The sequence below is a fragment of the Bradyrhizobium sp. U531 genome (assembly GCF_051710265.1).
Classification (GTDB): domain Bacteria; phylum Pseudomonadota; class Alphaproteobacteria; order Rhizobiales; family Xanthobacteraceae; genus Bradyrhizobium.
The window spans coordinates 24857-43241 of sequence record NZ_JASVEN010000003.1 but is presented as its reverse complement, the minus strand read 5'-3'; the positions used below and the strand labels follow the sequence as shown (position 1 = coordinate 43241).

General features: G+C 64.4%; 19 protein-coding genes. 7 read left to right on the top strand and 12 right to left on the bottom strand.

The annotated features are described in order from the left end of the window. Nucleotides 1–9: 9 nt before the first annotated feature. Together QRQ56_RS16420 and QRQ56_RS16415 are read right to left on the bottom strand one after the other, a co-directional pair. Nucleotides 10–3147 carry an efflux RND transporter permease subunit gene (locus tag QRQ56_RS16420; RefSeq protein WP_438741556.1) on the bottom strand — a complete coding sequence of 1046 codons (3138 nt, stop codon included), beginning with the start codon at nucleotides 3145–3147 and terminating at the stop codon, nucleotides 10–12. Between the two features lie 178 nt (nucleotides 3148–3325). Beyond that, entirely contained in the window at nucleotides 3326–4432 is a 1107-nt protein-coding gene (locus tag QRQ56_RS16415; RefSeq protein ID WP_438741555.1) for an efflux RND transporter periplasmic adaptor subunit, read from the bottom strand. A gap of 180 nt (nucleotides 4433–4612) precedes the next feature. Between QRQ56_RS16415 and QRQ56_RS16410 the strand changes: the two genes are divergently transcribed. After that, entirely contained in the window at nucleotides 4613–4834 is a 222-nt protein-coding gene (locus QRQ56_RS16410) for an antitoxin MazE family protein (protein WP_438741554.1), read from the top strand. Then, a complete protein-coding gene (locus QRQ56_RS16405) occupies nucleotides 4831–5184 on the top strand; it encodes a type II toxin-antitoxin system PemK/MazF family toxin (RefSeq protein ID WP_438741552.1) in 354 nt (117 codons plus the stop codon). Before QRQ56_RS16410 ends, QRQ56_RS16405 begins: the two co-directional genes overlap by 4 nt. A gap of 22 nt (nucleotides 5185–5206) precedes the next feature. Here QRQ56_RS16405 and QRQ56_RS16400 read toward each other — a convergent pair whose 3' ends face one another. Beyond that, a complete protein-coding gene (locus tag QRQ56_RS16400; protein WP_438741551.1) occupies nucleotides 5207–6529 on the bottom strand; it encodes an MFS transporter in 1323 nt (440 codons plus the stop codon). 77 nt (nucleotides 6530–6606) lie between these two features. Here QRQ56_RS16400 and QRQ56_RS16395 point away from each other — a divergent pair, with 77 nt between their 5' ends. Next, nucleotides 6607–7035, top strand: coding sequence for a DUF2809 domain-containing protein (locus QRQ56_RS16395; RefSeq protein ID WP_438741550.1), 429 nt, complete (start codon nucleotides 6607–6609; stop codon nucleotides 7033–7035). Nucleotides 7036–7117: 82 nt separating this feature from the next. On the opposite strand, the gene QRQ56_RS16390 is transcribed toward QRQ56_RS16395, so the two are convergent. The 3 genes from QRQ56_RS16390 to QRQ56_RS16380 form a co-directional block, all read right to left on the bottom strand. Then, nucleotides 7118–8284 (bottom strand): winged helix-turn-helix domain-containing protein, encoded by a 1167-nt coding sequence (locus QRQ56_RS16390; RefSeq protein WP_438741549.1) that lies wholly within the window; start codon nucleotides 8282–8284, stop codon nucleotides 7118–7120. A 114-nt stretch (nucleotides 8285–8398) separates the two neighbouring features. Then, nucleotides 8399–8653 carry a hypothetical protein gene (locus QRQ56_RS16385; protein WP_438742323.1) on the bottom strand — a complete coding sequence of 85 codons (255 nt, stop codon included), beginning with the start codon at nucleotides 8651–8653 and terminating at the stop codon, nucleotides 8399–8401. A 120-nt stretch (nucleotides 8654–8773) separates the two neighbouring features. Then, entirely contained in the window at nucleotides 8774–9019 is a 246-nt protein-coding gene (locus QRQ56_RS16380) for a hypothetical protein (RefSeq protein WP_438742320.1), read from the bottom strand. 486 nt (nucleotides 9020–9505) lie between these two features. Here QRQ56_RS16380 and QRQ56_RS16375 point away from each other — a divergent pair, with 486 nt between their 5' ends. Further along, a complete protein-coding gene (locus tag QRQ56_RS16375; RefSeq protein ID WP_438741548.1) occupies nucleotides 9506–10159 on the top strand; it encodes an OmpA family protein in 654 nt (217 codons plus the stop codon). A 46-nt stretch (nucleotides 10160–10205) separates the two neighbouring features. Here QRQ56_RS16375 and QRQ56_RS16370 read toward each other — a convergent pair whose 3' ends face one another. Together QRQ56_RS16370 and QRQ56_RS16365 are read right to left on the bottom strand one after the other, a co-directional pair. After that, a complete protein-coding gene (locus tag QRQ56_RS16370) occupies nucleotides 10206–12149 on the bottom strand; it encodes a PAS domain S-box protein (RefSeq protein ID WP_438742319.1) in 1944 nt (647 codons plus the stop codon). Nucleotides 12150–12252: 103 nt separating this feature from the next. Further along, complete coding sequence (locus QRQ56_RS16365) at nucleotides 12253–13611, bottom strand: phospholipid carrier-dependent glycosyltransferase (protein ID WP_438741547.1); 1359 nt, start codon at nucleotides 13609–13611, stop codon at nucleotides 12253–12255. Nucleotides 13612–13733: 122 nt separating this feature from the next. On the opposite strand from QRQ56_RS16365, the gene QRQ56_RS16360 reads away from it, so the two are divergent. Then, complete coding sequence (locus QRQ56_RS16360) at nucleotides 13734–14435, top strand: FecR family protein (RefSeq protein WP_438741545.1); 702 nt, start codon at nucleotides 13734–13736, stop codon at nucleotides 14433–14435. 2 nt (nucleotides 14436–14437) lie between these two features. Beyond that, a complete protein-coding gene (locus tag QRQ56_RS16355; protein ID WP_438741544.1) occupies nucleotides 14438–15565 on the top strand; it encodes a hypothetical protein in 1128 nt (375 codons plus the stop codon). 163 nt (nucleotides 15566–15728) lie between these two features. Here QRQ56_RS16355 and QRQ56_RS16350 read toward each other — a convergent pair whose 3' ends face one another. The 3 genes from QRQ56_RS16350 to QRQ56_RS16340 form a co-directional block, all read right to left on the bottom strand. Next, nucleotides 15729–16217, bottom strand: coding sequence for a VOC family protein (locus QRQ56_RS16350; protein ID WP_438741542.1), 489 nt, complete (start codon nucleotides 16215–16217; stop codon nucleotides 15729–15731). A gap of 40 nt (nucleotides 16218–16257) precedes the next feature. Next, a complete protein-coding gene (locus tag QRQ56_RS16345) occupies nucleotides 16258–16686 on the bottom strand; it encodes a VOC family protein (protein WP_438741541.1) in 429 nt (142 codons plus the stop codon). Between the two features lie 128 nt (nucleotides 16687–16814). Then, nucleotides 16815–17333 (bottom strand): cupin domain-containing protein, encoded by a 519-nt coding sequence (locus QRQ56_RS16340; protein WP_438741539.1) that lies wholly within the window; start codon nucleotides 17331–17333, stop codon nucleotides 16815–16817. A gap of 132 nt (nucleotides 17334–17465) precedes the next feature. Between QRQ56_RS16340 and QRQ56_RS16335 the strand changes: the two genes are divergently transcribed. Further along, nucleotides 17466–17684, top strand: coding sequence for a CsbD family protein (locus QRQ56_RS16335; protein WP_438741538.1), 219 nt, complete (start codon nucleotides 17466–17468; stop codon nucleotides 17682–17684). 183 nt (nucleotides 17685–17867) lie between these two features. Here QRQ56_RS16335 and QRQ56_RS16330 read toward each other — a convergent pair whose 3' ends face one another. After that, nucleotides 17868–18332 (bottom strand): FKBP-type peptidyl-prolyl cis-trans isomerase, encoded by a 465-nt coding sequence (locus QRQ56_RS16330; protein ID WP_438741536.1) that lies wholly within the window; start codon nucleotides 18330–18332, stop codon nucleotides 17868–17870. Nucleotides 18333–18385 lie beyond the last annotated feature (53 nt).

The window sequence follows — 18385 nt, the reverse complement described above, 5'->3', positions numbered from 1 at the left end:
TCATCTCACTTATTCAGCCGCTTCAGCAAGCGGAATTGCTGGATGTTCATCGCTGCCATGCTGCGGCGCGGCAGGCTGTTCCGGCGTACCGGCCTCGTCCAGGCTCTTCCTGAACCAGAGTGCATAGAGGCCCGGCAGGTACAGCAGGGTGAGGAAGGTCGCGACGAACAAGCCGCCCATGATGGTGATCGCCATCGGGCCCCAGAAGGCCGAGCGCGACAGCGGGATCATGGCGAGGATGGCCGCGAGCGCCGTCAGCACCACCGGACGGGCGCGGCGGACGGTGGCCTCCACGATCGCCTCGCGCCGGGTCAGGCCGTGGGAGACGTCGGTCTCGATCTGGTCGACCAGGATGACCGTGTTGCGCATGATCATGCCGGCGAGCGCGATCAGGCCGAGCAACGCCACGAAGCCGAACGGGGCGTTGGCGACGTTGAGGCCGAGCGAGGCACCGACGATGCCGAGCGGCGCGGTCAGGAACACCAGGATAAGGCGCGAGAAGCTCTGCAGCTGGATCATCAGCAGCGTCAGCATCACCATGACCATCACCGGGAAGAGGATGAAGATCGAGGCATTGCCCTTGGCCGATTCCTCGAACGCACCGCCCGCCTCGATCCGGTAGGCCGGCTCGAGGTGATCCTTTATCGCCTTCAGCTTCGGCGCGATCTGGCCCGTGACGTCAGGCGCCTGCACGCCGTCGACGACGTCGGAGCGCACGGTGATGGCCATGTCGCGGTTGCGTCGCCACATGATCGGCTCCTCATGCGCATACTCGATCTTGGCAATCTGCTGCAGCGGCACGGCGACGCCATTACGCGAGGTGATGGTGAGATCGCCGACGCCGCCGAGATCGAGACGCTCGGACGGGATCGCACGGGCGACCACGCCGACCTTCTCGATACCGTCGCGCACGGTGGTGACCTGCGAGCCCGAGATCAGCATCGCGAGCGCCTGCGAGACCTCCTGCGGGGTCAGGCCCATGGCGCGGGCGCGATCCTGGTCGACGACGAGCTTCAGGTAGGGTGACTGCTCGTTCCAGTCGAGCTGGACATCCTTGACGCTCTTGTTCTGCCGCATGACGTCGCGGACCTGGTAGGCGATCTCGCGCACCTTGTTGGCGTCGGGGCCGATCACGCGGAACTGGACGGGGAAGCCGACGGGCGGGCCGAAATTGAAGCGGTCGACGCGAACGCGCGCCTCCGACAGCATGCCCTCGGCAACCGCGTTCTCGATCTTGGCCTTGACGCGCTCGCGACCCTCGACGCCCTTGGCGACGATGACGATCTCGGCAAAGGCCTCGTTCGGCAATTGCGGATTGAGGCCGAGCCAGAAGCGCGGCGAGCCCTGGCCGACATAGGACGTGTAGGTCTCGATGTCCTTGTCGTCCTTGAGCAGGGTCTCGGCCTTCTTCACCGCCTTTTCGGTGACGTTGAAGGCGGTGCCTTCGGGCAAGCGCAGCTGGAAGAACAGCTCGGGCCGTTCCGACAGCGGGAAGAACTGCTGCTGGACCTGGCCGAAGCCGACGATCGAGGCGACGAAGACGCCGACGGTAGCCGCCACCACGGTGATGCGGTGGTTGACGCACCATTGCACGATGGCGCGCAGGCCCCGGTACATGCGGGTCTCGTAGACCGCGTGCGGATCGTGGTTGTGGTGCGCCTTCATCTCGGGCAGCAGCATGACGCCGATATAGGGCGTGAAGATCACCGCCACGAACCAGGAGGCGACCAGCGCGATCGCCACGATCCAGAAGATGCTGCCGGCATATTCGCCGACCGCCGAATTGGCAAAGCCGATGGGGAGGAAGCCAGCGGCCGTGACCAGCGTTCCCGTGAGCATCGGAAACGCAGTAGATTCCCAGGCAAAGGACGCCGCTCGCACGCGGTCCCAGCCCTGCTCCATCTTCACCACCATCATCTCGACCGCGATGATGGCGTCGTCGACGAGCAGGCCGAGCGCGATGATCAGCGCGCCGAGCGTGATGCGGTGCAGGTCGAGCGACATCGTGTTCATGACGATGAAGACGATGCCGAGCACCAGCGGCACCGACAGCGCGACCACGATGCCGGTGCGCCAGCCGAGCGCCAGGAACGACACGAACAGCACGATCACGAGCGCTTCCATGAAGGAGTGCACGAACTCGCCGACGGCGTGCTCGACCACCTTGGGCTGGTCGGCGATCAGCTTGACGTCGACGCCCTGCGGCACGGCCTTCATGAACTCGGCGGTGGCCTTCTCGACCTCCTTGCCGAGCTCGAGGATGTTGGCGCCCTTGGCGGTGACGACGCCGATGCCGATCGCGGCCTTGCCTTCCTGGCGGACGACGAAGCTCGGCGGATCGACATAGCCGTGGGTGACCGTGGCGATGTCCCCCAGTCGGAACACGCGGCCATTGCTCTCGACCGGCGTTTCGGCGACGGCCTTGGCGCCATCGAGCGCACCGGTGACGCGCAGCGGCACGCGCTGCGACGAGGTCTCGACCGTGCCGGCCGGGGTCACGTTGTTCTGCTTGGCGAGCGAATCGAACAGCGCCTGCGGCGTGATTCCGAGGGTCGCGAGCTTGGCGTGGCTGAACTCGACGAAGATGCGCTCATCCTGGTTGCCGTAGACGTCCACCTTGGTCACGCCGGGCACCTTGAGCAGGCGCTGGCGGAAGCCTTCGGAGACCTTCTTGAGCTGGGCATAGTCGGCGCCGTCGCCGGTCATCATGTAGAGGATGGAATCGACGTCGGAGAACTCGTCGTTGACGACGGGCCCGAGGATGCCGGAGGGCAACTGGCCCTGCACGTCGACCAGCTTCTTGCGCAAGAGATAGAAGAGATAAGGCACGTCCTTCGGCGGCGTCGAGTCGCGGAAGGTCACCTGGAGCGCGGTGAAGCCCGGCTTGGAATAGGTCTGCACCTTCTCGAAGTAAGGCAGCTCCTGGATCTTCTTCTCGATGGGATCGGCGACCTGCGCCTGCATTTCCTGCGCGGTCGCACCCGGCCACAGCACGGAAACGTTGACCACCTTCACCGTGAAGAACGGATCCTCGGCACGGCCGAGCTTCTCATAGGAGAAGAAGCCGGCGACGCCGAGCAAGAGCATCAGGAAGAGAACCAGCGTCGGATGGCTGACCGCCCAGGCCGAAAGGTTGAAGCGCTTCATCGCTCTCTCCGAAAGACGATCCAGTTGTCAAAGACCACAGCCGCTCAGTTCAAACCGTCGTCGCGAGGCAGCGAAGCAATCCAGGGGGCTGGGCAGGTTCTGGATCGCTTCGCCGCTTCAGCCTTTGCTTAGGGACAAAGGCCGAAACTCACCTCACACGACGTAACTCTAAAAAAGCTCAGAAACTCAGTGATGACACGACCCGCACCCGCTGGCCCGGATCGAGCTTCTGCACACCGAGGGCGACGATCTTGGCGCCCTCGTCCACGCCGCCGGTGATGACGACGTCGTTGCTCTCGTAGGATTTCACCGCGACCGGCTTCAAGGTGAGCGCGCCGTTGTCGTCGACGACGTAGAAGGACGGCTTGCCGCCTTCGTTGAACAGCGCCGACAGCGGCAGGCGCGCGACGCGCTCTGTCGCGGCATCCGACAGGGTCAGCGTCGCGGTCATGCCGAGCGCTACCTTGTCGTCGGCCTCGGGGAGCGAGAATTTCGCCAGATAGGTCCGCGTGGCGGGATCGGCTGCCGGCGCAATCTCGCGCAGCTTGGCTGCGTACTTCTTGTTCGGCTCGGACCAAAGAGTGACGCTGGCGACGCCCGACTTGGCGCGTCCAACCAGCGTCTCAGGGATCGCGACGACCGCTTCCTTTTCGGCAAAGCGGGCGACACGGATCGAGGCCTGGCCCGCGGCGACCACCTGGCCGGGCTCGATCAGCGTTGCGGTGACGACGCCACGGGCGTCGGCGTTGAGCGTCGCGTAGGAAAGGGAATTCTTGCTCAATTCGAGCGCGCGCTCGGCGCGGTTGAGGCGGGCACGGGCTTCGTCGGCCGCGGCGCGGCTCGAATCCATCTGCGCGTCCGTGGTCCAGCCCTTGGCCTTCAGGTCCTTGGCGCGCTGCTCGGCGGCGGCCGCCTGGGCCAGCACACCGGTCGCGGCGGTCTGCTCGGCGAACGCCTGCTCGGCCTGCAGCTTCAGATCGACCTCATCGAGGGTGGCGAGCGGCTGGCCGATCTCGACGGTCTGGCCGACCTCGACCAGGCGCTTGGCGACCTTGCCGGCGACGCGGAAGCCGAGGTCACTCTCGATCCGGGGCCGCACAGTGCCGACGAAGCTCCGCTCCGGGGTCTCGGCATCATAATGCGCGGTCGCGACCAGAACCGGCCGCGGCGGCTCGGCTTTTTCAGCGACGGTGTCATTGCACCCGGCCAAAGTAGCGGCCATCAGAGCCAGCGACACACCTGCCAACAGCCTGGAATAGCTCGACAAAATGGACCGGACGAACATCGAAGGACACTCCTGCAGCTCGAATGAGAGGAATGTCGACTAATCACTGATAAAAGTCAATAATCGTCAGTCATCAGGAATGCGTGATCGTTAAGGGGTGGTAAGGGCGCGAACTCCATCCGCCGCTGGCAACGCTCAACACTTTCTGATACGGTTACATGTAACCGATGAGGATACCCCATGGGCCCTTCAAAGCTTAAGCCATCCCGTTTGAAGGTTCAGGCCCATCGCGATCGATTGCGTGCGCAAGGCCTGCGGCCAATCCAGATCTGGGTGCCGGATATCCGCTCGCCGTCCTTCCGGTCCGAAGCCCATCGCCAATCGCTGGCGGTTGCAACCAGCTCACATGCATCCGAAGATCAAGGCTTCATCGACGCCATATCCGATTGGACCGATGAATGAAGCGAGGCGAGATCTGGACCGTGGCAGGCGGCAAGGACTATGCAGGCAAGCCGCGCCCAGTCGTCGTCGTGCAGGACGACAGCTTCGACGCCACAAGCTCCATCACCGTCTGCGCTTTCACAACCGACGAGACCGAGGCTCCCCTCTTCCGGCTAAAGGTTGAGCCGAACGAACGTAACGGCCTTCGTGCGTCGTCCCGGCTGATGGTCGATAAGATGACCACCGTGCCGAAAGTTAAGGTCGGAACGCTGGTGGGGCGCCTGGATGATGATGACCTGCTGCGCCTCAACCGCGCCATGTTGGTGTTTTTGGGATTGGCTGGCTCACAGCGAAGCGCCGACGCTGATTAGCCGGCAGCGTGGACGGTGCGCTCTACCGCCCCTCCCCGACGAACTCGTGCTTGGTCTCGTGGCCGCCGATGAACACCAAAATGCCAGCGAGCAGCGGCAGCACCGCGAGCACCAGAAGACCGGTCGAGGTCTGGCCCGTCGCTTCCTTGACCCAGCCGATCAGATACGGCCCGCCGAAGCCGGCGAGATTGCCGATCGAGTTGATCAGCGCGATGCCTCCGGCCGCCGCGGTGCCGGAGAGCCAGGCGGTCGGCAGCGTCCAGAACACGCCGAAGCAGCAGAACACGCCGATCGCGGCCACGGTCAGGACGACCATCGTCATGGTCGGATCGGTCAGATAGCTGGACACCGCGAGCGCGACGGCGGTGAGCAGCAGCGGCGCGCCGACATGCGTCACCCGCTCGCGCGTCGCATCCGAATGCCGCGCCCACAGGATCATGGCGATGGTGCCGAACAGATAGGGGATCGCGGTGACGAAGCCGGTCTGGGCATTGGTGAGCCCGAACGCCTTGACGATCTGCGGCAGCCAGAACTGCATGCCGTAGAGCGCCCCGACGAAGCCGAAATAGATCAGGCTGAGCGCGATCACCTTGGGCGAGGACAGCGCTTCGCCGAGCGAGAAATGCTTCACCGCCTGTTTGGCCGCGATCTCCGAATCGAGCTTCGCCTTGAGCCAGGCCTTCTGCTCGGCCGAGAGCCAGTCCGCCTTCTCAGGCTTGTCGGTGAGATAGAACCAGGTGACGATGCCGAGCAGGACCGAGGGGATGCCCTCGATGATGAACAGCCACTGCCAGCCCTTCAGGCCCATCATGCCGTCGAGCCCGAGCAACAGGCCCGAGATCGGCGCCCCGATCACGGTCGAGACCGGCACCGCGATGGCGAAGGCCGCAAGGAAGCGGGCGCGATATTCGGCCGGATACCAATAGGTGAGATAGAGGATGATGCCGGGGAAGAAGCCGGCTTCGGCGACGCCGAGCAGGAAGCGCAGCACGTAGAAGCTCGTGACGCCGCTCGTGAGCGCCATCAGCGCGGAGATGATGCCCCAGGTCACCATGATGCGGGCGATCCAGCGGCTGGCGCCGAACTTCTCCAGCGCCAGATTGCTCGGCACCTCGAAGATGAAATAGCCGATGAAGAAGATGCCGGCGCCCCAGGAGAAGATCAGCGGCGTGAACTTCAGCTCGGCGTTCATGGTCAGCGCGGCGAAGCCGAGATTGACTCGGTCGAGATAGGAGAAGAAGTAGGCCAGCACCAGGAACGGGATCAGGCGCCAGGAGATGGCGCGGATGGTCGAGGTCTCGATCTCCGACTTGGCAGCGCCGGCATAGGTGGTGGTCTGGCTCATGGCTTCCCCCGAGTTTTTGTTGTTTTGGGCTGACGGCGGTTTTGAGCATCGCGGACAAAGAGTCAATGGAGCGAGCAATGCACGGGACGCAGCCGGATCGAGCCATTGCACCGCTCCGGACATCGCTGATTCGTGCCGCCCTCGCGCTGATCGTCATCGCCTGCGGACTGTCCTTGCGCTGGTACGGCTTTCCGCTCGGGCTGCCTGCGTTCATCGTGAAATACGGCGGCTCGCTGCTGTGGGCGACCATGGTGTTTCTGCTGGTCGGTGTCGTGCTGCCGCGGCTGACGCGGGGCCAGCTTGCAGCCATCGCGATGCTGATCGCGGCGGCGGTCGAGTTCTCCCGGCTGGTGCATACGCCATGGCTCGATGCGTTCCGGCTGACGACGGCCGGCGCGTTGCTGCTCGGGCGCATCTTCTCGCTGTGGAATCTGGTGGCTTATGCGATCGGGATCGGGTTCGGCGCAGGGATCGATCGGATGATCGCGATGCGTAGGGCGGATTAGCGGAGCGTAATCCGCCGCCGCTCTTTCTCCGCTGTGACAGCCGTGGCGGATTACGCCTTCGGCTAATCCGCCCTACGGTCTGTCACTCCGCCAGCTGAAACCGCTCGAACCGATCGAGCTCGTCCTCGATCTTGCCCTTCAGCTCCTTGCGGCCCGCCGTCTTCTTGCCCTGCCCGGCCCAGGTCCATTTCTGCATCAGCAGCTTCTTCGCCTGCCGGTCGGTCTTCAGATCGAGCGCGGCCACGATCTCGTCGCCGACCAGCACCGGCAGCGCGAAATAGCCGAGCTTGCGTTTGGCCTTCGGCACATAGGCCTCGAACAGATGGTTGTAGCCGAAGATGAGATTGGTGCGCTTGCGCTGGATGATCAGGGGATCGAACGGCGAGAGGATGTGGACCAGATCGGGTGAGACCACCTCGCCGTTAGCTTCCAGCGCGCCGGGCGGAGCCCAATGCTCCTGCTTGCCGGCGCCGTCGATCGCGACAGGCACGAGCTCGCCGCGGCGGACGCGGGAGGCGATCAGGCCGGCCACCGCCTTCTTGCGCGGCGCGTCGAGGTGACAGATCGAATCGAGGCTGACCACGCCTTGCGACCGCAGGGCGCGGTCGAGCAGATAGGCCGTGATCTCCCTCGCTGAGGCCGGCCTCGGCAGCTTGTCCCAACCGAAATGGCGCGTCATCAACTCGTAGGTCTTGAGCATGCCCTGCCGCTCGCTGATGGTCACGGCGCCCGTATAGAAGGCGAGTTGCAACGCCCGCTTCGAGGGCTTGCGGCTCTGCCACAGATGCTCCTTCTCGGTGAGGACGTCGTCCTCGATGTCCCGGATCGTCAGCGGCCCGGCGCGCACCAGCCGCATCACCTTGCGCATGTCGGCCGGCTTCACCGAGGCGAACCATTTGTGTCCCTCGCGCCGGTGCTCGCGCATCGCCGGCAGGAACAGACGGAAGTCACCGCTCGGCACGTAAGAGAGCGCATGCGTCCAATACTCGAACACGCTTTTGTCGGCGCTCTGGGCGTGGCGCAGATCGGCGCGGCGGTAGGACGGAATGCGGCTGAACAGGATGTGGTGGTGGCAGCGCTCGATGACGTTGATGGTGTCGATCTGCACGTAGCCGAGATGGGCGACCGCGTCCGCCACGGCCTGCGCACCCTCGCCGAACGGCGCCCGCTGATCCAGCCGTTGCGCATGCAGCCAGATCTGCCGGGCCTGTGTCGTGGTGAGGGGAAGCGGTTTGGGCGCGCGTGACATTGCAGAACGCAATGTAGCGGGATTCGCGCCGGGAGAAAGAACCTGGCCAACACCGGCGACGAAAAAGCCGCGCTGCCATCTGCTGACAGCGCGGCTCGGTGAGGCTGCCGAGGCTTACTTCGCCATCATGGCCTTCTGCGACTTCATGTAGTGCATGCAGGCGCTCTTCATCTTGCCATTGCTCATGTCCGTGTTGGCCATGGCCATTTCCTTGTTTGCCGCCATCTTGGCCGGCGTGTCGGGCGTGCCGCCCATCATGGCAGCGGACTTCATCATGTTGTCGCTGGTGCACGCCATCATCGCAGCGGACGCCGGGGACAGCGAAAGGGTGAACGCGACAAAGGCTGCGGCGGTGAGCAAGATCTTCATCGAAAAGTCTCCTCCGTAAAACGAAACCGGCGTCATGCCGGCCTTCGCAATTACGTATTCTCTCGCGCCGGCGTTTCGCGGAGAAGACAATTTTCTTGCTGCGGTGCAGCGGCGGGCGCCTCAGCGCCCGGTCTTGGGTGCCTTGGACCGGTCACCGAGGCTGCCGGTGGCAACATCAGGCTCGCACAGGGCCTTACCCCGCCCCTCGGCCTGGCAGCGATAGACGCTGCCGGTGAGGCGGTCGACCAGCCACAAATTCTCCTCGGTCGGACCCTCGAGCCCGACATAGCGTGAGGTCAGCCCCGTGATCAGCGTCGACAGCAGGATCGCCACCGCGATCATGGCTGCGCCGATATAGATGGGCATCGAGTTCAGGGACACTGTCCGATCCGGCGGGCCACCGCGATAAAACTGGGAGTCGCGCTGATAGTCGCTTGGCCTCGGCACGGGACGGAACTCGGCTCCTTCATTCGCGATGGCGGGGTAATTTCGTGCTAGGCGCGCATCTGGCCGATTTCTTGTTCGCGGCCGGGCCGCGCGGCGACGGCTTTGCGACGATCGGTGTGTGAAGATTTCTGCCCCAGGCTGCGCCTCAACGTGATTTCAATCACACCGGTCCTCCGCCGGTTTGAACCCACGCCGCGGAGGATGCGACCACCACTATTGGCGCGATCGGCCCTGCTTCCGGAGCGATCGCGAAACGGACCAATTCAAACCCCCAAACGCCGGGAAAGACCCGACCATGAGCCTGGAAGCACGATCGCGACCGTGACTGGGATCACGTCAGGGCTTTTGAACCCGTCCTATGCTCGCAGCATCAAATCGCTATCAGGTGTAACAGAGGATACGACCATGACCCATTTCAATAAGCACTTTGGACTGAAGGCGATCACCATTTCCGCCGCGCTGTCGATGACGGCCGGCCTGGCGCTGGCCGGCGACAGCAACGTCACCACTGGCCAGATCCTGGATGCTCTGAAGCCGAAGCCGGCGACCCGCGGCCTGTCCGTCGGCCCGCAGGCCGACACGACCGCGCAGGCCAAGGAGCAGGCCAAGGAAGCGACCTTCCTGAACACGGTGCGCAACCGCTCGACCCGGTCGCTCTCGACGGGCGAGCGCGAGCAGATCGCCGAGCTCGCCGCGACCAAGCCGAACATCGATCTGGAAATCCAGTTTGACTACAACTCGGCCGATATCGCCAAGACCTCGGTTCCGTCGGTGCAGGCGCTCGGCAAGGCTCTGTCCGACCCTGCCCTCAAGGGCTCGACCTTCGTGGTCGCAGGCCACACCGACGCGGTGGGCGGCGAAGGTTACAATCAAGGACTCTCCGAGCGGCGCGCCGACACCATCAAGAAATACCTGGTGCAGAACTACGGCCTCAACGGCACGGATCTGGTCACCGTCGGTTACGGCAAGACCAAGCTGAAGGACACCGCCAATGGTGCCGATCCGATCAACCGCCGCGTCCAGGTCGTGAACATGGACACCAAGACCGCGTCGAAATGATCTGCCGAAGATCCGCCTGCCGCCACGCGGCGGGCGGATCGCAAGCTCAAGCCGGCACCGGCGCGGCGAGCGCCTCCCGGACCAGCCGCGCGAGCTCGGCCTTGCGGTAAGGCTTCTCCAGGATCAGCGCGCCCTGCCGGACATGGCCGTTCGCCGCGAGCGTTTCCAGCGCATAGCCCGAAGTCAGCAACACGTGCAGATCGGGCCTCTGCTTGCGGGCGAGGCCCGCGAGCTCCCATCCGTTGACACCGCCGGGCATGACGACGTCGGTGAACAGCAGATCGACATGCGGTGTTGCCGCAAGCGTCTGCATGGCCTCCTTGCCGTCGACGGCGGAGATCACCTTGTAGCCCAGGCTCTCCAGGCTCATGACCGCATAGGAGCGGACGAACGGATCGTCCTCGACGACCAGCACGGTCTCCGAACCGCTCTGGACCACCTCCTTCTCGATCGCGAGCGGCACGTCCTGCGACGTGGACAATACGGCCGGAAGATAAATTCGCACGGTCGTTCCCAGGCCCGGCTCGCTGTAGATCGTGACATGGCCGTTGGACTGCTTGACGAAGCCGTAGACCATGCTGAGTCCGAGCCCGCTGCCCTTGCCGACCTCCTTGGTGGTGAAGAACGGTTCGAACGCGCGCTCCAGCACCCGCTTCGGCATGCCGCAGCCGGTGTCGGTCACGGCGATCACCACATACTCGCCCGGCCCGACGTCGGGATGAGCGTTGTGGTCGCCCGCATCGAGCGATGCGTTCGCGGCCGAAATGGTCAGGCGTCCACCCGTTGCCATCGCATCCTGGGCGTTCAGCGCGAGGTTGAGGACCGCCGATTCGAGCTGCACGGGATCGGCGAAGGCGCGCCGCAGCACAGGATCGGCCTGCATGGCGATGTCGATGTCTTCGCGCAGGGTTCGTCGCAACAGCTTGTACATGGACTCGACGAGCTTGTCGCATTCGGTCTCGACCGGCCGCAGCAGCTGCTTGCGGCTGAAGGCGAGCAGACGCTGCGTCAGCTCGGCGCCGCGTTCGCCGGCGCTGCAGATGTCGTCGGCGAGGCGCTTGAGGTCCACCCGCGGCACCAATTGCTCGGACAGATATTCGGCATTGCCGACGATCACGGTGAGCAGGTTGTTGAAGTCGTGAGCGATGCCGCCGGAGAGCTGGCCGACCGCCTCCATCTTCTGCGCCTGGATCAGTTGGGCCTCGGTGCGCTTGCGCTCGCTCAAATCGTGGATCATGCCGACGAAGATGGATGAGCCGTCCTGCTTGGCCTCGCCGACCGAGAGATCCATCGGGAAGGTGGTGCCGTCCTTGCGCCGGCCCAGCACCTCGCGGCCTATGCCGATAATCTTCTTGTCGCCGGTCGTGATGAAATTGCGGATGTAGCCGTCATGCTCGGCCCGGTAAGGCTCCGGCATCAGCATCCGGACATTCTGTCCGAGCACCTCGTCGGCTTCGTATTTGAACAATCTTTCGCAGGCCGGATTGAACTTCAGGATGATGCCGTCGGAATCAATCAGGATGACGCCGTCCACGGCGGTGTCGACGACCGCGCGCAGCCGCGCTGCGCTCTCGCGCAGCTCGCGCTCGACCCGTTCGCGCTCGGTAAGATCGTGAATGATGCCGACGAAGATCGAATCGCCGGCGGCCTGTTTGCTCTCGCCGACCGACAGGTGCATCAGGAAGGTGGAGCCGTCCTTGCGCTGCCCCGCGACCTCGCGGCCGATACCGATGATCTTGCGCTCGCCGCTGACGTGATAATTGAGAAGATAGCCGTCATGCGCATCGCGGTAGGACGACGGCATCAGGACCTTGACGTTCCGCCCGATGACCTCCTCGGCGGAATAGCCGAACAGCTTCTCGCAGGCCGGATTGAACATCAGGACGCCGCCGCGCGCGTCGATCAGGATCACGCCGTCCACCGCAGTATCGACGACGGCCTGCAGCCAGTCGGCGTTGGGATGGCCCGGCCTGGCGCTGCGGTCCTCCATATTCACCCGGCGACTCTCCGATTCGGATCGTGTCAGCCCAGTCCACACGCGACGATTGATTCAGGCAAGACAATTCCGCCGGCGCTATGCACGCAAGCGGGCACTAGATCCAGCTTTGAAACAACATCAATCGGCTGAAGCTCTGCATCGAGGTGCCGATGAAGGCCGCCGAGATCGGCAGCATCACGACGAAGCCAATCGCGGCAAGACCGACATAGGCCCAGAGCAGCCAGCGCGGCAGTCCGTCCCGGCGTAGCACATAGACCAGCGCGAGCGAGGCCGCCGTGGCGGCCGGCAGGTAGTAGTAGATGAAGCCCAGCGTGCGCGGCAGCAATGCCCAGGCGAGCCAGGGACCGAAATAGAACGCCGCGATCAGGAACGCGTCCCGGCGGCGCTCCACGACGAAATCGCGCAGCACGAGCGCGAGCGCAAGGAGAGCCGGCCACAACACCAGGGGATTGCCGAGGAAGACGACCGCGGAGACGTTGTCTTCCGTGCTCTTGTCGAACAGAAACCAAACCGGTCGCGCGAGCAGCGGCCAGGACGGCCACGCGCTCATATAGGTGTGCCCCGCGATCGCGGTCGTGGTGTTGTCGGCGAAGATGCGGCGCTGCGCCTCGATCAGGTCCGGCAGCGACAATCCATGGAGCGGAACGAAACAGGCGAGATAGGCCACGCCGGGCAGGACCGCGAAGCACAGCACCAGATGATACAGCCTCAGGCCGGGCCAGAGGTCCGGCCGGTACCAATCGCTCGGCTTCGCGTCGGCGAACAGCGTGCGCCAGCCCTGCATCAGGCGGATCACCGCAACGATGACGATGCAGACGCCGAGCGGAAACAGACCGCTCCATTTGCAGGCCGCGGCGAGGCCGAACAGGCTGCCGGCAAGCGCGAACAAAGCCTGCGGCCGCTCCCGCCTGAAACCATGCATGAAGGCGGCGGTCGCAAGCAGACCGAAGCCGAGTGCGAAGATGTCGAGCATGGCGATGCGCGCCTGAACGTACAGCATCTGGTTGAACGCCGCGATCAGCGCCGCGGCGATCGCGGGTCCCTGCGCGGCGAACAGCGCAAGGCCGCACAGATAGATCGCGACGACCGCCAATGCGCCGAACAACGTCGCGGGGTAGCGCCAGCCGAGCGAATTGTCGCCAAAGGCCGCGATCGAGGCCGCGATCAGCTCCTTGGCCAGCGGCGGATGCATCGGATTGAGCATCGGCTGCGACATCGCGGGCGCCAGCATCTGCCGCGCGGCGGGCACGTAGTGCACCTCGTCGAAGACGAACTTGTTCGGCGTCGTCAGGCCGATCAGCAGCGCGATATGAGCGACCAGGAAAATTGCGACAGCAACCACTGCGCTTGGCGACACTCTCGGAACTACGGACGGTTCAAGCGGCTGCTGTGGGGATGTTTTGCGTGGCAAATTTGCGTCACCGCGGACAAAAATAAAGATCGCGGCTTTCATTGAACGCATTCCGCCGCGGCTGTCACTAAGCTTAACGCACGTCCGCGCCGCTTGTGATAATTTCGCCACATCAGAAGCGCGCGCGATCCGGTACGATCAGGGACACATCGATCGGTTGTGAAATGAATTTGCGTTTCTGGCTTTTCCCCACCCTGTTGTCGGCCGCCTTGTGCGCCGCGCCTTGCGCGCAGGCACAGACGCGCGTCGGCGAAGCCGTCGTGATTCAGAAAGAAGTGGTGCGCGTGGCCGCGAGCACGACGCCGATCAATGTCGGCGACAGCATGCTGCGCGACGAGACTGTGCGCACCGGCGCCGACAGCGCCGCGCGCTTCGTGATGGCCGACAGCACCAACCTGTCGCTCGGGCCCAGCGCCACGCTGAAGCTCGACCGCACCGTCTTCAACGACGAGCACAGCTATCGCGACGTCGCGATCCGCATGACCACCGGCGCATTCCGTTTCGTCACCGGACATTCCGAGAAAGCCGCCTACAAGATCACGACGCCGCTTGCGACCATCGGCGTGCGCGGCACCACGCTCGACATCCTCTCGCAGCGCGGCCGCTCCGTCGTGGTGCTGCAGGACGGCGCCGCCAGCGTCTGCACGACGAACTTCCAATGCGTGCAGCTCACCCAGCCCGGCGACACCGCAATCATCACATCGACCGGCGGCAAGGTCAGCATCACCAAGACCAACACGCCGCCCTGGACCTTCGCCGCCAATTGCGCCGCAAGCGCCGGGCTGTGCGCGGTCAACCAATATGCCGACGCCTCGCCGACCATCACGCCCGCCGTCCATGACGACGGCATGCTGTGCGGGCGCTGACGATGGCAGGGCTCCGCATCCGCGACCTGCTGATTGCCGCCACGCTGGCGACCATGGCCGCCATGACTCTGGCCTGGAGCTTTCAGCCGGCCTCCGCCGCGAGCCTGACCCTCACCAATTGCGAGTCCGGGTGCGGCGAACAAAATCCCTATCCGTCACCTTCGCCGAGCCCCTATCCCTCTCCGTCCCCTTCTCCCTCGCCCAATCCTTATCCGTCGCCGACCCCCACCCCGACCGGCGCCGATTCCAGCGGCAATTCGATCGGCGGCCTCGCCGACCAGCGCTTCAACCAGATGATCACCAACCGGGTGCTCGGCACGGTGCTGCTCGGCGTCAACGAGCAGGTCAATTGCAGCGACTGCATCAGCGCGTTCGGCTCGGCGGGCTCGTTCTCGGCCGGCATCCACGGCCGCAAGGAATTGACCAACAATCTGTCGCTGCTCGCCGGCATCGCCTACACGCAATACAACGAGGGCGGCTACAAGATCACCAGCGCGCCGATCGGCGCCTTCGCGCTGCGCTACGACTTCACCGACTGGGGCTCGTCACGTCCGTTCTTCGACGTCGGCACCATCCTGACGCCGTGGGAGAAGGCGCGCTACACCCGCAGCTACGACACCAGCCTCGGTCCGGTCAGCGTGACGAGCTCGACCAATGCCTCGAACTACGCGGTCTACGGTCGTGCCGGCTGGATGAGCCGCGTCTCGCCGCGCGACGAGGTCGCCGCCTCGATCGAGGTCTGGCGGCTCTGGCAGCGCGTCTCCGGCTACAGCGACAGTGCCGTGGCCTTCAACCCGTTCGACGCCAGCATCGCCACGGGCACCGACCGCACCAGCCTCGTCAAGATCGGCGGCCAGTGGACGCATCTGTTCAGCGGCAACATCGAGACCAACATCAACGGCGGCTGGGTGCAGTCGTTCGCGAGCCGCAGCGGCATCGTCGCCACCGTGACCGGCCAGGGCATGGTGGTGCCGACCATGGGCAACCAAGGCTGGTTCGAATATGGCGGCCGCCTCGGCTTCCGCGTGCAGAAGGGCTGGATCGTCGACCTGTTCGCGAACGGCACGCTGGGGCCGCAGCCGGTCGGCAACACCATCCACGGCGGCGTGGGGCTGCGGATCAATTATTAGGGCGTGCTCTCACCTCATATCCGCTGTCATGCCCCGCGCAGGCGGGGCATCCAGTACGCCGCGACAGCCGTTGTGAGAGCGAGCTCTCTGACAAAGGTCTCTGGATACTGGATCGCCCGCCTTCGCGGGCGATGACACCTATCGCGTAGCGAGAGCGCTCTCCTCACGCCGCCGACTTGCCCTCGAACGCCCGGCGCAGGACGTCCACATCCAGCTTGACCATCTTCATCATGGCCTGCATCGCGCGGGCGGCAGCGGCCTTGTCGGGGCTGGTGAGAAACTCGAACATCACCTTCGGCACCACCTGCCAGGCCACGCCCCAGCGATCCCTGAGCCAGCCGCACTGCTCCGCGTTGCCGCCATTGGCGAGGAACGCGTTCCAGACGCTGTCGACCTCTGCCTGGTCGTCGCAATAGATCATCAGCGAGATCGCGTGGGTGTACTCCATCTTCATGCCGCCGTTGAGCGCGACCAGCGGCTGGCCGGCCACCGTGAACTCGACCACGAGCACGGAGCCTTCCTTGCCGGACGGATTGTCCGACACATTGCGCTGGACGTGCGTGACCGCCGAATTCGGCACGAGCGAGGTGTAGAATTTCGCGGCTTCCTCGGCATCGCCGTTGAACCACATGCAGGGGACAAGCTTGGACATCGTAAGTGCTCCTGTTCTGTTGAGCGTTCGAGGACGGCGATCAGGAATTGGCCATGGCGGGCTGCGGAGGGACCGCCGCCATGTCCAGCCAGTTCACACCCCACATATGACCGTCCGGATCCTCGAAGCTGCGGCCGTACATAAAGCTGTATTCGTCCTTCGGGCTGGGATCGGCGACCCCGCCCGCCGCCTCGGCCCTGTCGACGATCGCGTCGACCTCGCTGCGGCTGTCGGCGGAAATGCAGAACAGCGCCTGGTTCGAGGTCTTTGCATCCGCGATCGGCTTCGGCGTGAAGTGACGGAATTTCTCGTGGGTCGCCAGCATCACGTAGATGGCCTCGGAAAAGACCATGCAGCTCGCCGTGTCGTCGGAAAATTGCGGGTTCCGGGTCGCGCCGACCGCCTCATAGAAGCTGGTCGCACGCTTGAGATCGGTCACCGGCAGATTGAGGAAAATCATCCTGGGCATCGGAGGCTCCTTGGGCGGGTTCTGCCCAAGGACGGACGGGGCGACACCCGTCCGACACCGCCTCCGGATATTTTTTGGATCAGGTCCGCCGGCTCTGCCGCGCAGAACCGGCAGGGGACCGACAGACCCTACTTCTTCTCGTTCGGATCCCGGTGAATGGGATCGACCCACAGCACGGTCTCGGGCTTCTCGACCGGCTCGATGTCGAGGTTGATCGCCACCGCCTCGCCGTCGCTGCGCACCAGCACGCATTCCAGCACCTCGTCGGGGCTGGCGTTGATTTCCTGGTGCGGCACGTAAGGCGGGACGAAAATGAAATCGCCGGGGCCGGCCTCCGCGGTGAATTGCAGGCTCTCGCCCCAGCGCATCCGCGCCTTGCCCTTCACGACATAGATCACGCTTTCGAGATGGCCATGGTGATGCGCACCGGTCTTGGCGTCAGGCTTGATGCTGACGGTGCCCGCCCATAATTTCTGCGCGCCGACTCGCGCGAAGTTGATGGCGGCGGCACGGTCCATGCCCGCCGTCGACGGCACGTTGGTGTCGAGCTGGTTGCCGGGAATGACGCGCACGCCGTCATGTTTCCAGCGATCGTCATGATGATGATCGTGGTCATGGTGGGAATGCGAATGGTCATGGCCGGTCATGGGACTTCTTTCTGCTGGTTCCGTGCGCGGCAAACTAACCCGAAGCCGCACGCGCGAGCCATACCAAAATCGGAACCCTCGTAGCCGTCAAACGTTGTCTGTCCGAGCAAAGCAAACCGGAAGGAGCGTTTCATGGGTAGCACGAGCGACAAGATCAAGGGTACCGCCAACGAAGCGATCGGCAAGGCCAAGCAGGGCATCGGTGAAGCCACCGGTTCCGAGCGTTTGAAGGGCGAAGGCGTGGTCCAGGAAGTCAAGGGTAAGGGCCAGCAGGCCATGGGCGATGCCAAGGATGCCGCCAAGGAAGCGATCGATCGCGCGGCGGCCGCCGCAAAGCGCGCGGCAGAGTGACGCGCGGCAATCTGAAAGCGAAAAGACCGGCCGAAAGGCCGGTCTTTTTGTTTGGATTAATCTTTGTTTGGACTGATCTTGATCCGTCATGGCCGGGCTCGACCCGGCCATCCACGTCTTGGCATGCGGTTGGAAGAACGTGCATGCCCGGGACAAGCCCTGGCATGACGACGTCCGGAGCCGTCACTTCACGCCGAGCAATTCCACGTCGAACATCAGCGTCGCATTCGGCGGGATGACGCCGCCGGCGCCGCGCGCGCCGTAGCCGAGCTGCGGCGGGATGATCAGCGTGCGCTTGCCGCCGACCTTCATCGTGGCAACGCCCTCGTCCCAGCCGGCGATGACGCGGCCCTTGCCGATCGGGAATTCGAACGGCTCCTTGCGATCGACGGATGAATCGAATTTCTTGCCCTTCTGGCCGTTCTCGTAGAGCCAGCCGGTATAGTGCATCACGCAGATCTGGCCGGGCTGCGGCGACGCGCCGGTGCCGACGGTGGAGTCGATGATCTGCAAGCCTGAAGCTGTGGTCATGGTCTTTCCTGCGGTCTGGGCCGAGGCCGTGGTGGAAACAAAATGCGACACGCCGGCGATCACGGTGATCGCGAGTGCCGACATCAGGGTGAGGAGTGCGCGCTGGAAACGCTGCATAAGCCACCTTCCGTTTGAGGCGGAAGGTGTCTAGCGCAACGCGGGTGCGGTTT